Raw genomic sequence first — 14,943 nt, forward strand, 5'->3', positions numbered from 1 at the left:
TCTCCATAAAGTGTTTGACTTGCTCGTTGTGTGACCGAAGTCACGTTGACGAAGCTTGCGCTTCATTCATTGTTTGTATCCGAAGATACGTTTTTTGCCTCATCGTTCAGTTTTCAAAGTTCGTCATTTCTTTTGCGTCGTGTTAGCGACTTCAATAGATTAACAGGTTCTTTCGATTATGTCAACCATGTTTTAGAAAAGATTTTTCAGCCCCAACAAACCGTTTATAAAAGGCGTCTCGCTGGAACATTTATTAATATAACAACAAAATTCGACAAACACAAGCATTATTTCAAAAAAACTTTACAAAGGATCCAAAAACCCTTTGTAAAGCCTTTAAAGTCTTAATATACTGATTGCGGTAAAGACGATGTTTGCCGGTCGTTCCGCCAAACGTTTCATCAGATACGTATACCAATCGACACCATGCGGCACGTAGATGACAACACGGTATCCCTCATCGACTAATTCCTTTTGACGATTCGGCCGCATCCCTTGCAGCATCTGAAACTCGAATTGATCGAATCCGATCCCCTGTTGATGCACAAAACGAATGATTTCTTGAATCATGTCTTCGTCATGTGTCGCCACCTGCGTATAACATCCTTGCAACAGGTTGTGTTTGACCAGTTGTAAATAGGTCGCGTCCACGGTTTCTTTTCGTTCAATATAAATATCTTCCGGACCGGTATATGCCCCCTTGACGACACGAACGGTGGATTGCAAGCGTTCGAGATCAAAACGTGTCCGGTATAAATTGGCTTGCAAGGCAATCCCGACATTTGCGAACCGCTGTCGCAACTGTTCAAAGACTTGGATGATCGTCTCACAAACAGCCTCTTCTTCCATATTAACTGTCACACGCATCCCAAACTGTTCTGCCGTTTCTAAAATTCGGGTCATTTGTGTAACCGCGATCCGCGGATCGAGTCGTAATCCGACGGATGTGAGTTTCAGCGAGACTTGAGCATTCAGTCCCTCCTCTGAAATTCGATGGATGACTTTAATGCATTCATCAGCGATCGCTGCCGCATCGCGTTCCGATTCAATGAATTCACCCAAACAATCGACCGTTACCGCCCGTCCATCTTCATTAAACGTTCGAACGGTGTCAATGGTTTCTTCCGTCCGTTGTCCACCGACAAAAAACGTTCCACCTAAAGGTAAACCGACTTTACGCGCCACCTGAATCAACCGTTCGTCTTCCGCCAAGTATTCAAAGACGGGACCTGTAATCTTTTCAATCATGGAAACACCTCCTCTTAGTCTCCTTTCCCTCATGTATAAAAAAAACGCCTTTCTTCTATATAGAAGAAAGACGTCATGACAAACTGAAAGAATTAGTGTAACCAGATGAAGTACGCGAGGAATCCAAGCGACATCACATACATGATCGGATGGACTTCTTTTCCGCGTCCTTTTGCGATCATCGTAATCGGATAGAACAAGAATCCAAAAGCAATCCCGGTCGCGATCGAGTACGTGAGCGGCATCATGATGACCGTCAAGAAAGCCGGAACCGCATATTCGAACTTCTTCCAGTCAATCTGGAGAAGGGACGAAGCCATCAGTACACCGACGATGATCAAGGCCGGCGCAGTGACCGGTGCCGTGATGACGGCAAGTAATGGCGAGAAGAACAAGGCAAGTCCGAAAAATAACCCTGTAACGATCGCCGTCATTCCTGAACGACCACCCGCTGCGACACCTGCACTTGATTCAATGTACGAGACGGTCGTCGATGTTCCGAGGATTGAACCCGCAACTGTTGCTGTCGAGTCAGCGATCAAGGCACGACCGGCACGCGGGACTTTATTTTCTTTAATCAATCCTGCTTGGTTCGCGACGGCAACCAGTGTACCTGCTGTATCAAAGAAATCAACGAAGAAGAACGTCAGGATGACAATCGCCATTTGAACCGTGAAAATTTCGTTGAAGTGTAAGAACGCTTGGCCGAATGTCGGCGCGATGCTTGGTGGTGCTGAGACGATCTCACCAAGACTTGACGGAACCGAAATCAAACCGAAAATCATACCGGCGATCGCCGTCAAAATCATTCCGAAGAAAATCGCACCTTTGACACCACGTGTCATCAAGACTGCCGAAACCACTAAACCAAAGACTGCAAGTAATGTCGTTCCTTGACCAAGGTTACCGAGCGAGACGAGCGTGGCTTCGTTGGCGACGACGATACCGCCTGTTTTCAAACCGATGAAAGCAATGAATAAACCGATTCCGGCAGCAACTGCCATTTTAAGCGGTTCAGGAATCGCATTGATGATCGTTTCCCGGATACCAGACGCTGTTAACACCATGAAGACAAGACCGGATACCAAGACACCGGATAAAGCGGTCTCCCACGGAATGCCCATCCCGATGACGACGCTGTAAGCGAAGAACGCGTTGAGTCCCATACCGGGCGCCAAGGCAATCGGATAGTTGGCGAGTAAGCCCATCGTGACCGAACCGATGATCGCAACGAGTGCTGTTGCGCCGAAGACCGCTCCGGCATCCATTCCCGCTTCTGCAAGCGTGTTCGGATTGACGAACAAGATGTACGCCATTGCGAAGAAAGTCGTCATACCTGCGATGAACTCTGTCCGCATATTCGTACCGAGTCCATTAAAATCGAAGTACCGCGCGATCGCGTTCTCCTTTGGTTTAGGTTGCTGCTGTTTCAACTGTGTGCTCATGGTTGCCCTCTTTCCAAATAAGCCGTCTCAAGAAACGAAAAAAACGGCAGTTACCTAAGCGGTAAAAGCCGTTTCGTTAAGCGCACACCAGAATCAGTGCACGCCGTAGTAGGAACCTTTAAGGTGTTCCTGTAGAGACTTCCGGGCCATATCCCCAGAATTATACGGCATTATTTTTTGTTTTTTAGTGGATGATAAAAATAAGAACAGACACATCGTAGCACGCACAAAATAGACGGTCAACCATAAAAGCGAAATTTAGTGGATTAAATAAACCGAACGTTCGGTTTTGGAAGCGTTTTTTAGACTAACTGACTTTTTCCTTGTTTTTCTTCTCACGGTTAGTTTGCTTTAATATGTAAGGCGATAACTGAAAACGGATGGGCAATCTTCCCAAGACCATCACGAGGACTACCGATAACATCGGAAGAAAAAGTACTCGTCCGATTGTGAGCTCATCAAAGTAAGACGCGGCGACCAGTCCTTTGACGAGAAAGCCGTGGAGAATATAAATCGTCAATGTCTTCGTTCCAAGATGGGAAAATACGAATGGTTTTCTCGGCAACAACGTAAAGAATGCCATGATCATCAGACACTGAATCATATACAGAACAAGCCGCAAGATTAGTCCAGTTTCATCTAACCCCATCTTGAAATATGAATTCGCTCCACTCAGCAAATCAAACTGAAAAAGGTTTGGCCATGTCCACATCATCAGAGCACTAGCCAGCATGACCACTAAAGCCATCCCGCGGTTCGGGAACACCTGATAGATGATCCATCCACGACGCTTGAAGTAATAGCCGAGCACAAAAAACGGAAAAAAGACGACAATGCGCGATAAGCTCCATGCCCAGCCGATTTGATCGATGTAGCCGGCTCCCAAGGCGACCAGCATACTGACCAACAAAACGTATCCAATTCCCATTTTGACGGATCGTCCCAACCAAAGAACCACCGGCAGCAGGAGACTCCAGACAAACATCGCAAACAGATACCAATAGATATAAGCCGGTTGTACCGTCAAGAATTGATATTGGTCAATTCCGATCCCTTTCATCACCGCTACAAATACCAGTTGTATCAGGATGAATAACACGAGATAGTCCCAAAACAGTTTCAGCCCGGTTTTAAGAGTTAATTCCCCCTTTGTAAAATAACCCGATATGAAAATGAAGGCTGGCATATGGAATAAATAAATAAAATTAAATACACTTTCCAACTCTGGGCTTTTCGAAATAAAGGGCTCGATTATATGACCAAGGACTACTAAAAAAATCAATACTAGTTTGGCATGATCGTAAACCCGATCGCGTCCGTTCATTCCCTTCCTCCAACTCCTCTTTTCATCTGTTGATTGATATCTCTCTTTTTAAGTTACTAAAGTCTATATTTAAACACACGTTTTTTTGAAGAAAAGAAACAGAAATGTTGTAGACGCATCACACGAAAAAGAAAGCAGCTCACAGTCGCTCTTCCGATTGGAAACAAATTTTTAATTCGTATGGAGCTTGTTCCTTATTGAAAGTTAACGTTGGCGGAGTACTTCTTTAAAGTATTCTGCCAATAAGCCTTCACCTTTAAATCGATCTTCTAAAACAGTTTGTACCTGTTGTAATACATCTTTGTGTTTTCTGTAAGTATTAGAGAAAGATCCTAAGTAAGAATATTTATATACAAGTTCCTCAGGATACAATTCATAAGCACGTTTTAACATAGAAATCCCTTTTTCTTCCCACTGTTCATAGTCTCCAAAGTAATAAGGAAACATGGAAATCATATAACCAAAACACCAGAGAAAGTCTTCATGCGTCATAAAATGAGCCAAACCAAAATGTGTTACTTCAGTCAATATAGACTCTAATTCACCTGTGTCTATATCTGCATCTGTAATACCGAGCGGTCCTTGTTCGACTACGACATACCAACAAAAAAAGCCCAGGCGAATCACAGTTTTTAAGTCTGTGGGATTTTGCCGCCAAGAGTTTAGTAGATATGCTTTTGCTTCATTCCATTTCTCTTGTTTCTCTAATTTGTCGACTTCAGTCCATGTCCAATCAATCATAATTGCACCTACCCACTCCGTTTAATTATTCACTTCATATTATAGCAAGCACCGGATGCAATCTCGATCTGCTTGAGTTTGCGAGTTCAGTTTAAAGTCATCCAACAGTTCCATGATTTTGGTCACGAAAAAAGCCCCCTTTCATCCACAAGTTGTGAACAAAAGAGAGCTTCATTTTAAAAACGAATTGTTGAAGGTGAAACAGACTTCATTTCACCTATCCCCTTTAAAACGTTGGTACAAAAGGCTTCATGAGATGATTACCCTCATCAAGTCTAGTACTTACTCCCACTCAATCGTTGAAGGTGGTTTCGACGTCACATCGTACAGGACGCGGTTAACGTTCTGAACTTCGTTGACGATCCGAACCGAAATCTTCTCGAGCACGTCCCACGGGATGCGTGCCCAGTCCGACGTCATGCCGTCAATCGACGTGACAGCACGGATGCCGACTGCATAGTCGTATGTCCGCTCGTCACCCATGACACCCACTGAACGAAGTGGTGGCAAGACCGTGAAGTACTGCCAGATCTCGCGTTCGAGACCGGCTTTTTTGATTTCATCGCGGAGAATGAAATCGGATTCGCGGACGATTTCGAGCTTCTCGTCTGTGATTTCACCGAGGACACGGATTCCGAGACCTGGTCCCGGGAACGGTTGACGCCAGACGATTTCGTCCGACAATCCAAGTTCTTTTCCAAGTTCGCGGACTTCGTCCTTGAACAACGTGTTGATCGGCTCAATCAACTTGAACTGCATGTCTTCCGGTAATCCACCGACGTTATGGTGCGATTTGATCGTTTGGGCCGTATCGGTTCCACTTTCGATGATATCCGTATAAAGCGTTCCTTGGGCAAGGAAGTCCATATCCGTTAACTTCGACGCTTCTTCATCGAAGACATACACGAATTCATTTCCGATGATTTTCCGTTTTTGCTCCGGATCCGAGATGCCTTTTAACTTGTTCAGGAAACGGTCCTGCGCGTCAATCTTGATGACGTTCATGTGGAAGTGGTCCGCAAATGTCTTCATGACACTTTCGGCTTCCCCTTTACGCAAGAGACCGTGATCGACGAACATACATGTCAATTGGTCACCGATTGCCGCGTGAATGAGTGCCGCGACAACAGAAGAATCGACGCCGCCTGAAAGCGCACAAAGGACTTTTTTGTCACCGACTTCTTCTTTGATCTTCGCGATTTCGATTTCGATGAAGTTCTCCATCGACCAGTCGCCTGTGCACTGACAGACTTCAAACAGGAAGTTCTTCAAGAGTTCTTTGCCGAACATCGTGTGGTTCACTTCCGGATGATACTGGACACCATACATTTTCAGTTCTTCGTTCTTGATTGAAGCAATTGGGCACGAGACGTTTGTTCCATCGACGACGAAACCGTTTGGTACCGACGTGACGAGGTCACTGTGGCTCATCCAAACCGTCTGTTCGAGCGGCAGGTTCGCATACATCGGTGATGGATCGTTGAGTGTCAACGTCGCTTTTCCGTACTCGCGGTGTCCGGCACGTTCGACCGTTCCACCAAAGTGTTGCGACATCAATTGCATACCGTAACAAATTCCGAAAATCGGAATGCCGAGGTCAAAGATTTCTGGATCACAGCGGTACGCGTCTTCTGCGTAGACACTCCGTGGTCCACCGGAGAAGATGATACCGGCTGGTGCGATGTCTTTTACTTCCGCTGCAGTGATCTTATGCGAATGCAGTTCACTGTAAACTCCGAGATCACGGATGCGGCGTGTGATCAATTGATTGTACTGACCTCCAAAGTCGAGGACGAGGATCATTTCTTGGTCCAAATGTGCTTCCAAATCTATTCCCGCCTTTCCAATTTCATGCGTAACCCGATGAAAAAAGCCCACTCTTCCCCCATAGATAAAATGGAAAAAGAGCAGGCCGCTTCACAAAAAGTGTATACGAAGGGTCTGCTCCTTCATAGTCAGGTCGTTTAAGGTGACCCGGTAGAGACTCTCACGCCATATTCGCGAGTATATACAAAGGAGATGCATGTATGATTTACGTTGTTCCCATTGTAACTGTATCAATTCGAAAATATCAACCCTCTATCCGTCGAATGATATTTTCGAAATATTCACGTTTCTTGTCAGCGGATAACGATTCCCCTCCGTAGACCATCCGTTCATAGGCATCGGTCAACGGACGCATCGCATAGGTCTCGTAGTAACCGTCGACCTCGTGTGCAAGTTCGGCAAGCGTTCGTCCGTCCTTGTAGTGGAAGCCTTTTTTATCGAGACGGCGTAACAAGTAACGGTACATCCGTCGGTATCCTTCCGGACGATTCACCTGGTTGCGGAAGAATAAAATCGCCGCTGTCCGCATCAACGCTTTGCGGAAGAGATAGAGGAACAGCCCTCCAACCACCAGACCGACAATCGGCCAAACCGGAATCGATTGTTGATCGTTTTGTGTCGTTGTCGTCGTCTGTTCTTCATCCAACAGATTTTCCTGTGGACGTTCCGGTGTCGCGGTTTCCGTATCGGTTTCCGTATCGCGTTGCGGATTCGCCTGCTCGGTTTCATTGTCCGTTTCCTGATTGATCGTATACTGTCCGGCCCCGTCAAAACTGACGGTCGGCTCAAGCGGTACCCAGCCCGGCCCTTCAATATAAACTTCGACCCAGGAATGGGCGTTTTTATTCCGGACGGTGTAACTCGTCACGGCTGACCCGATGACATCGGAATCGCCTCCTGTGAACCCTTTCACCCAGCGTGCCGGAAGACCGGCCGCCCGTAACAGAACAGCTGCTGACGTCGAGAAATTGTCACAGTAGCCGAGCTTCGTCTCGAATAAGAATTGGTCGACGTAATCTTGATTTTCTTCCGGGACGGCGACTTCTTCCGTGTTGTATTCGAAGTTTTCCTGTTCGAAATAATTTTCAATCGCTTTTGCTTGATCCCACGGACTGTCCTCATCCGCGACAATCTCTGTCGCAAGATCACGGACCCGGTCCGGCAGGTTATCCGGTAATTGCAAGTAACGGTCTTGTTCCATCGCGGACAATGAAATCGGCTCGTCCGTCTGGAGCAGTTCTTCCGTGAATAACGGATACGTGTATTGAATCTGATAATTTTGTTGCCGTTCGGCATCGTCGAGATAAGAAATCTTTTGATTTTCCGGATCAATCAACAGGTTTTGCCGTTGCTCGTCTACACTCAAACGGACGTTGTCACCGTTGTACGGAACAAACGGCAGTTCGCGCGACAGTTCAAAGGTCGCCCGTTCCTGTCGTGTTTCGACGTCATCGCCAAAGTGCGAGAAAAATCCCCGGGAATCAATTTCCGGCTCGGATTCCGACAACACCCATCCTTTTCCGGTATAGATGTCTTTTGTCTCGACCCGCCAGTAGCGGCTCCCTTCACTCTCGACCTGGAAAACTTCCCGGTCGTCCATCTGAAACGGACCGCCCAACTGTTCATCGTTGTTGCCGTAGCCGACCTTCTGGATTTGGCTGGACGATGTCCCTTCACTTTCAAATCCATCGGTCCAGTCGTACCAACTGTCCTGCCAGGTCGCTGTGATGACCGGGCTTTGAACGGCTGCGACCAGTGTCGCTCCAATGATCAACAAAGCACTCATCGGTCGGACATACGACGCCTTTGGCCGTTCGCTGACTTCCGTCGCATAGAGCAACAGCAGCGCCAAGACGATCGGATAGATAATGAACTGTTCACCCGAATAGTCCGTCCACGTGTCGCAATAGGCAATAAAGCCGATCACACCAAGCGCGAGACCAAAGACGAACCCGCGATTCGGAAACGTCCGGCGCGCCAGGTAGCCGATCAAAAAGCTGATCAGTCCAATCGAGAAGGCAAATGCAGGGCGTCCCGGAAGCTCTCCGTTGATGACCCGATTGACGTCCCCTGCGATTTCCCGGAACAGATTCCATGGCGCTTCACCCGGGATCAAGATGAAATAAAACGACAGGAGCAGCGCAAACAGACTGCCCAGTAAAAACCAACTGCGCCGCAGATGTGACAACAACAGCGGTGTCAATAACAGCGGCAGGAAGGGAACGACACTCTCGAACGTCGTCAACTCAAGTAGCGGCGGCATGAAGCTCGCAAACAGGAGTCCCGCGAGTAAATTCCAAATCAGTCGTCGTATCATCGGGTTTCCCTCCTCTCGGGTGTATAGACATGAACCGTCGCTTCCTGTCGGACTTTTGAAATCCACAACTCATTGTTGGATTCGAGGTCCGGTGTGATGAACAGGACGTTTCCGTTCAGTCGTAACGCTTTAGAAGAGTACTCCCACGACTCGATGAACGAGCGGGTCCGACTCGGTTGCGCCGTCATTAAATAATGGGTCAGCTTCGCGCCTTCAAGCGGCAACGACAACGACTGGACACCATGTCCGACGAGATGGATCCGGTAATTCAAATGACGTTTGTTCAGTTGATCCGTCGCTGCAGCGAGCATCGAGATGCTTCGTTCGAAGTCATCGTCACTCACCGTTCCTTCATCAAACACAATCGTCGTCTCGCGTTCCTGTTCCCGTTCAAACGTTTTGGTCATCAAGCCTTGCCGCTTTGCGGTTGCTTTCCAGTCAATCTGATTCATCCGGTCCCCGCTGACGTATTCCCGGACACCGACGACCGTGAAGGACGACTGCCGGAGATCAAGCGAGACCGGTGAGATTCCTCCGTCCCCACGATCGTCCTCATGCGGCAGTTGCACGGCCAAGCGGGCAGGTTCCACCGCCAGATACGTTTCGACAGGATAGAGTTTTTTACGCATGAACAAACCGAACGGATCGCGAATTTCAAGCATACAACCGGGAATCTGATAGAGTCCCCGCCGAATCGACGGAATCATGTAGTCGATGTGTTCGACCTTTCGGTAATGTGCCCGTAACGGATGCCGGATATTGAGTTCTTCTTCACTCAGTTCCTCCGGTACAACTTCCGTCACTTCGACAGCGCCGACAAGAAACGGAAACTTCCGCCGGACTTTCAGAGAGACCGGAATATCCGTCCCGGCAATCAACATCTTGTTCGACACCTCACGCGTCGCAATCGCTTGCGTGACCGGCCAAATCAAAAACAGCGTCCAATAGATCGTCAATCCTGCCATGACATACAACAACAGGGACGCGACGTTTCCGCCGTCAATCCGGGCGTAGACCCAGAGTGCCGTGACCGTGATCAGCAAGACGGCATAACGCCAGCCGATTTGCCATCGTGTCATAAAGACTCCACGTCTTGCTGGATCGGGACGGCAACTTCCTTTTTCACCTGTTCCAAAATACGTTCGGCGGTCTGTCCATGATACCTGGCATCTGCCGTCAAAATCAGACGGTGTGAGAGCACTGGCGTCAACAAATGTTTGACATCATCCGGCAGGACGAAGGTCCGTCCTTCCATATAGGCCCAAGCTTGTGCGACCTTCATCAACGCAATCGAGGAACGCGGACTGGCACCAAGATAAAGTGACGCATGACTGCGTGTCGCTTGGACCAGTTGAACGATATATTTTTTGACCGGTTGCGAGACATGAACGCCCTTTACTTCTTCCTTCATCCGCAACAACTCGTCGCGGGTGATGACCGATTCAAGTGTCTCGATCGGCTCGTCCCGCTCAAACCGCGTCAACAGTTTCATCTCCTGCTGGAAATCCGGATACCCCATTTTGACCTTGATTAAAAACCGGTCGAGTTGGGCTTCCGGGAGTGGATACGTTCCTTCATGTTCAATCGGATTTTGCGTTGCCATGACAAAAAAGGGATTTGGAAGCGTATGAATCTCTCCATCGACCGTCACATTCGCTTCCGCCATCCCTTCCAGTAACGCCGATTGCGTTTTCGGTGATGTTCGGTTGATTTCATCCGCCAGGACAATGTTTCCCATCAAAGGACCCGGCCGGTATTCAAACTGACTCGTTTTTTGATTATACATGGATACGCCCGTCAAATCGGACGGCAACAGATCGGGTGTAAATTGAACCCGTTTGAACGTCAAACCAATCGAACGGCTGAACGCCCGCACAAGCATCGTTTTCCCGACACCCGGTACGTCTTCCAGTAACACGTGCCCTCCGGCAAGTAATGCTGCTAAGGATTGCGTAATCACATTTTCTTTACCGATGATTACTTTTTCTACGTTGTCGATGATCGCTTGAATCTCCTTTGTATATGTTCGCATTGTCTGGCCCCTTGCTATTTAGTAGTTGAATTTTCTGACTTTTTATATCATCTCATATCCGCTGTTTCTTTTAAAGGAATACGGGTACCTCAATACGCACAAAAGGGGGGTCGCTGTTCGCGACTCCCCCTTCCTGCTTTCAGGAACGATCACATCTCGTAAACCGTTCTTGAGCCGTGCAATCTGCACGTAAAACACGTATCAATCCGTGTCTATTGTCATGTTGCCTTCGTCAAGTCCGGTGATCCTCTTCTCCTCGAAGCGACATGCGATCGTTCCCTATACATTGGTAATCATTCATGTGCATCACCATCCTTTCATATACTGAATATTACCGATTCTATTAGAAGTTAAACCTACTTTTTTGATTATTTTTTCTGATAGCGGTAATAGGTTGAGGCTAAGGCCAGTGCCAGGACAGCTCCCTTGATGATATTCAAGGAATAGTAAGGGACAGATAACATCACCAGTCCGTTTTCGAGCACCCCGACCAAGCAGGCTCCGACGAGTGTACCGACAGCATTTGGTTTCCCTTGTCCGGCAAACGACGAACCGATGAACGCTGCTGCGACCGCCGGCATCAAATAGCCGGATCCGGCGTTAATTTGCGACGAGCCGACTTGTGAAGCGAGGAGAATGCCTCCGACCGCTGCGAGCCCCCCGGCAATTACATAGGCCAGTGCCCGGTAACGCTGCACCGGGATCCCCGTCAAGTGTGCCGCTTCCGGATTTCCGCCAATGATGTATAAGAAGCGACCGTGTCGTGTATGGTTCAAAAACAGATGTGTTACCGCAACGACGACCAGCATGATGAAAATGATCCACGGCGCCTGACTGATCGTCAAAAATCCTTCCGGAATCATCCCGACCGTCGGTGTCCCGTCGAGTCGCGGCATCCCGGCACTGATCGATCCACCTCCGGTATACGTCATCGCTACCCCTTCAAAAATGAACATCGTCGCCAGTGTCGCAAATAAGTCGGGAATCTTGAATTTAACGATCAACAGCACGTTCACCAGCGCAACGCTTAAGGCAATCAAAATCGCCAAGCCAATCGACAGACCAAGCGGAAGGCTGTACCAGACAAAAAATGATACGACGAGTGAACTGGCAAATGTCGCGGTTGAACCGACCGACAGATCAAAACCGTTGACGGTCAGCGAGACGGTCAAACCGATCGCAATGATCGTCACGATCGAGATGCTGCGTAAAATGTTGATCAGGTTTGCCCCTTGTAAAAAGCTTGGTGCCGTTACAGCAAAAAAGAAGATGAGTGCGAGGATTGCGAGGACGATCCCCCAATCATTCAAAAAGCGTAATATTCGTTTACCGGCCGGTTGCCGGTCCGTTTTGTGTTCCTGTTCCGTGCTTGGTTCGTGCAGTACTTCGTTCATGACGTTGTCCCCCCTGTCGCGTATAACAGTAATTGCTCTTCGGTCGTCTCCGAGGTCTTGGTCTCGAACACGATTTTGCCGTCATACATGACATAAATCCGATCCGTCACCGTCAGCAATTCATCGAATTCACTGGAAGCATACAGAATCCCTTTTTGCTGTTCGGCCAGTTGATGAATCACGTGGAAGATTTCCCGTTTCGCCCCGACATCGACGCCTTTCGTCGGTTCGTCGAGCAGCAGGACCGATGCGTCGGCGAGCAGCCACTTACCGATGGCAACCTTCTGTTGATTCCCGCCTGAAAGTCCGGCCACGTGTTGCGTTTCATCCGTTGATTTAATTGCCAATCGTTTGATGATCTCGTTGGCAGCAGTCCGTTCCTGACCGGTCTGGACCCAACCGAACCGATTGACGAATTGTTTGAGGCTCGCCGCCGTCATGTTTTGGTAAATCGGATCCGCGACAAGGATGCCTTCTTTCCGCCGCTCTTCCGGAACCAGACCAATCCCGCGGCTGACTGCCTCGTGCGGCGACCGGATCTTTGCCGGTTCTCCCGCTACTCGAATCTGTCCTGCCGCAGTCGGAATCGCCCCAAAAATCGTCTTACAGAGCTCGGTTTTTCCCGCTCCGACAAGTCCGGCAATTCCAATCACTTCACCTGCATGGACCGTCAATGACAGCTGATCCAGCTGTCCCGTGACCGATACTTGATCGAGTTCGAGCAACGCTTGTCCAACGGGTCTTGTTTGCCGGTCCGTCTGTTGCAAACGTCTTCCAAGCATCTGTTCCACGATCGTCTCTTTCGTTTGTCCGACCAGTGCTTGGCGGGCGACCAGTTTCCCGTCACGCATGACGGAAATCGACTCACAGATCGTAAACAACTCCTGAAGGCGGTGTGAGATGAAAATCACGCCCAATTGTTCACGTGTCGCCAGTTCCTTGATGACCCGAAACAGGTGCTCGGTCTCCCGCTGACTGAGCGGAGCCGTCGGTTCATCCAGGATTAAAAAACGGCTGTCTTGGACGAGTGCCCGAGCGATCAAAACCAACTGCTTGTCGGCAAGACGCAGTTCACTGACCCGTTGCCGGACATCGATGGAAGACTGGAGTTTCCCGAGCGCCTCCAGTGCAATCTGTTCAAAACGCCGTTGCCGGATGACCCCTTTGAGCTGTCCGTTCGTCAACAAATCGAGACAAATGTTTTCTGCGACCGTCAAGTACGAAATCAGTGCCGTATCGACCTCTTGGTAGACGATTTCAATCCCCGCCTGTTTGGCGGCACGCGGCGAATCGATTGTCAACGGCACACCTTCAAACGAAATCGTCCCGTCATACGACGTATGCGCTCCCGCCAATACTTTCATCAGCGTCGACTTACCGGCTCCGTTCGCTCCGACGAGCGCATGAATTTCCCCGCGGCGCACGGAAAAATCAACCTCATCCAGCGCTTTGACACCCGGGAATTCAATTGAGATCCCACGCATCTCGAGCCGGTTGGTCACATCGGACTGTGTCATTTCGAAGCGTTCGCTTTCCGCAGTTTTTCCATCCAAGGTTCGTTGAATTTCTCAGACGTGCTCCAGCCTTTGATGATCGTATCGAGATTGTACATCGTCGTATCTGCTTTGAGCGCCTTTTGCTCGACTAATTTAGCATCCAGGTCAAAGCTGTCCGGTGTTTTTTCACCGGCCAGCTTTTTCGCCAGCAGACGCATATCCGTCTGTCCGATCAAGTGGGGATCGACGGCACTCGTTGACACCCAGTTGCTGCCTTTCTCACGCATCAAGTTGATGTCTTGGTTCGAGACATCGATTGAAATCAACGGGATTTCCTGACGTTTGTTATCTTTTAAGGATTTATAGGCGCCCTTGGCAACTTCGTCCCACGCTCCCCAGACGGCATCGATGCTTCCTTTCGGATATTTGGCGAGAATCGCGTTCATCTTCGTCGCAATATCGCCTTGGACATCCTGGAAGTTCGTTGGTCCAACCGTTTCAAGCGTCTTGATTTTGCCGTCGGCTTCATACGTCTTATAGATTTCCTGACGGCGGTCCAGCGGTGCAAATCCCGGACCAAACCATAATTTGATGACCCGGACCGGCTTATCGTCCTTCACTTTTGTCACTTCATCGAGTGAAAGTTGCGCCAGTTTGTGATCATCTTGGAACGTCTCCGTGATGCCTTTTAACGTCTGGTCTTTTTTCTTCGTCACCGTATCAAACGTCACGACCTTGATCCCTTTGTCGATTGCCGGTTTGATCATGTCATAGGCATAATCTTCTTTTCCGTGCGAGATGATCAGTCCGTCATAATCCTGCTGAACGGCTTGTGCCACCAGTTCCTTGAACTTGACGTCATTGCCTTCGGAGATGAATGTGTTGACCTTAAAACCAAGTGCTTCCCCTTCCGACCGGGCACCGTCCAAAAATTGTTTCGTATGATCATCGGACGCGAGATTGCGGATAACGGCGATCTTGACGTCTCCTTGGACACTTTCCGGTACACCGCTGATTTTTTTTGTTGGTGTCGCTTCACTATTGGCGCAAGCAGCCAGTAAGACCGCCGGTGCAAGTACAGCAAATGCTAATTTTTTCATCTGGATCTCCCCTGTCTGT

At 48.8% G+C, this 14,943-nt stretch carries 11 protein-coding genes and 2 riboswitches; all 11 genes read right to left on the bottom strand.

Annotated elements, in window-relative coordinates:
• Positions 1 to 336 precede the first annotated feature (336 nt).
• A complete protein-coding gene (locus KNP87_RS16620) occupies positions 337 to 1,248 on the bottom strand; it encodes a proline dehydrogenase family protein (RefSeq protein WP_214722326.1) in 912 nt (303 codons plus the stop codon).
• Positions 1,249 to 1,340: 92 nt separating this feature from the next.
• The gene (locus tag KNP87_RS16625) at positions 1,341 to 2,645 is read right to left on the bottom strand and encodes an NCS2 family permease (RefSeq protein ID WP_214722345.1); all 1,305 of its coding nucleotides are present in this window, start codon (positions 2,643 to 2,645) and stop codon (positions 1,341 to 1,343) included.
• 134 nt (positions 2,646 to 2,779) lie between these two features.
• A riboswitch (purine riboswitch) is annotated at positions 2,780 to 2,881 on the bottom strand.
• A gap of 119 nt (positions 2,882 to 3,000) precedes the next feature.
• Positions 3,001 to 4,017, bottom strand: coding sequence for an acyltransferase family protein (locus KNP87_RS16630; RefSeq protein ID WP_214722327.1), 1,017 nt, complete (start codon positions 4,015 to 4,017; stop codon positions 3,001 to 3,003).
• Between the two features lie 204 nt (positions 4,018 to 4,221).
• Positions 4,222 to 4,758 (bottom strand): hypothetical protein, encoded by a 537-nt coding sequence (locus tag KNP87_RS16635; RefSeq protein WP_214722328.1) that lies wholly within the window; start codon positions 4,756 to 4,758, stop codon positions 4,222 to 4,224.
• Positions 4,759 to 5,040: 282 nt separating this feature from the next.
• Positions 5,041 to 6,561, bottom strand: coding sequence for a glutamine-hydrolyzing GMP synthase (gene guaA, locus KNP87_RS16640; RefSeq protein ID WP_041261800.1), 1,521 nt, complete (start codon positions 6,559 to 6,561; stop codon positions 5,041 to 5,043).
• Between the two features lie 129 nt (positions 6,562 to 6,690).
• Positions 6,691 to 6,792: riboswitch (purine riboswitch) on the bottom strand.
• Positions 6,793 to 6,829: 37 nt separating this feature from the next.
• On the bottom strand, positions 6,830 to 8,902 hold the full coding sequence (locus KNP87_RS16645; protein ID WP_026833979.1) for a transglutaminase TgpA family protein: 2,073 nt from the start codon (positions 8,900 to 8,902) through the stop codon (positions 6,830 to 6,832).
• Positions 8,899 to 9,981 (bottom strand): DUF58 domain-containing protein, encoded by a 1,083-nt coding sequence (locus tag KNP87_RS16650; protein ID WP_026833980.1) that lies wholly within the window; start codon positions 9,979 to 9,981, stop codon positions 8,899 to 8,901. Before KNP87_RS16650 ends, KNP87_RS16645 begins: the two co-directional genes overlap by 4 nt.
• The gene (locus tag KNP87_RS16655; protein ID WP_026833981.1) at positions 9,978 to 10,934 is read right to left on the bottom strand and encodes an AAA family ATPase; all 957 of its coding nucleotides are present in this window, start codon (positions 10,932 to 10,934) and stop codon (positions 9,978 to 9,980) included. The genes KNP87_RS16650 and KNP87_RS16655 overlap by 4 nt, the downstream gene beginning before the upstream one ends.
• Positions 10,935 to 11,302: 368 nt before the next feature.
• Complete coding sequence (locus KNP87_RS16660; RefSeq protein ID WP_214722329.1) at positions 11,303 to 12,328, bottom strand: ABC transporter permease; 1,026 nt, start codon at positions 12,326 to 12,328, stop codon at positions 11,303 to 11,305.
• Entirely contained in the window at positions 12,325 to 13,881 is a 1,557-nt protein-coding gene (locus KNP87_RS16665; protein ID WP_483299345.1) for a sugar ABC transporter ATP-binding protein, read from the bottom strand. The genes KNP87_RS16660 and KNP87_RS16665 overlap by 4 nt, the downstream gene beginning before the upstream one ends.
• Positions 13,842 to 14,924: a sugar ABC transporter substrate-binding protein gene (locus KNP87_RS16670; RefSeq protein ID WP_026833984.1), complete on the bottom strand. Its 1,083-nt coding sequence runs from the start codon at positions 14,922 to 14,924 to the stop codon at positions 13,842 to 13,844. The genes KNP87_RS16665 and KNP87_RS16670 overlap by 40 nt, the downstream gene beginning before the upstream one ends.
• Between the last annotated feature and the right edge of the window lie 19 nt (positions 14,925 to 14,943).

This window comes from Exiguobacterium sp. s192, assembly GCF_018618795.1.
Taxonomy (GTDB): Bacteria; Bacillota; Bacilli; order Exiguobacteriales; family Exiguobacteriaceae; genus Exiguobacterium_A; species Exiguobacterium_A undae.

Coding starts and splice junctions, on each gene's coding strand:
- KNP87_RS16620 (WP_214722326.1), bottom strand. CDS start 1,248: ATGATTGAAAAGATTACAGGTCCCGTCTTTGAATACTTGGCGGAAGAC.
- KNP87_RS16630 (WP_214722327.1), bottom strand. CDS start 4,017: ATGAACGGACGCGATCGGGTTTACGATCATGCCAAACTAGTATTGATT.
- KNP87_RS16635 (WP_214722328.1), bottom strand. CDS start 4,758: ATGATTGATTGGACATGGACTGAAGTCGACAAATTAGAGAAACAAGAG.
- guaA (WP_041261800.1), bottom strand. CDS start 6,561: ATGATCCTCGTCCTCGACTTTGGAGGTCAGTACAATCAATTGATCACA.
- KNP87_RS16645 (WP_026833979.1), bottom strand. CDS start 8,902: ATGATACGACGACTGATTTGGAATTTACTCGCGGGACTCCTGTTTGCG.
- KNP87_RS16650 (WP_026833980.1), bottom strand. CDS start 9,981: ATGACACGATGGCAAATCGGCTGGCGTTATGCCGTCTTGCTGATCACG.
- KNP87_RS16655 (WP_026833981.1), bottom strand. CDS start 10,934: ATGCGAACATATACAAAGGAGATTCAAGCGATCATCGACAACGTAGAA.
- KNP87_RS16660 (WP_214722329.1), bottom strand. CDS start 12,328: ATGAACGAAGTACTGCACGAACCAAGCACGGAACAGGAACACAAAACG.
- KNP87_RS16670 (WP_026833984.1), bottom strand. CDS start 14,924: ATGAAAAAATTAGCATTTGCTGTACTTGCACCGGCGGTCTTACTGGCT.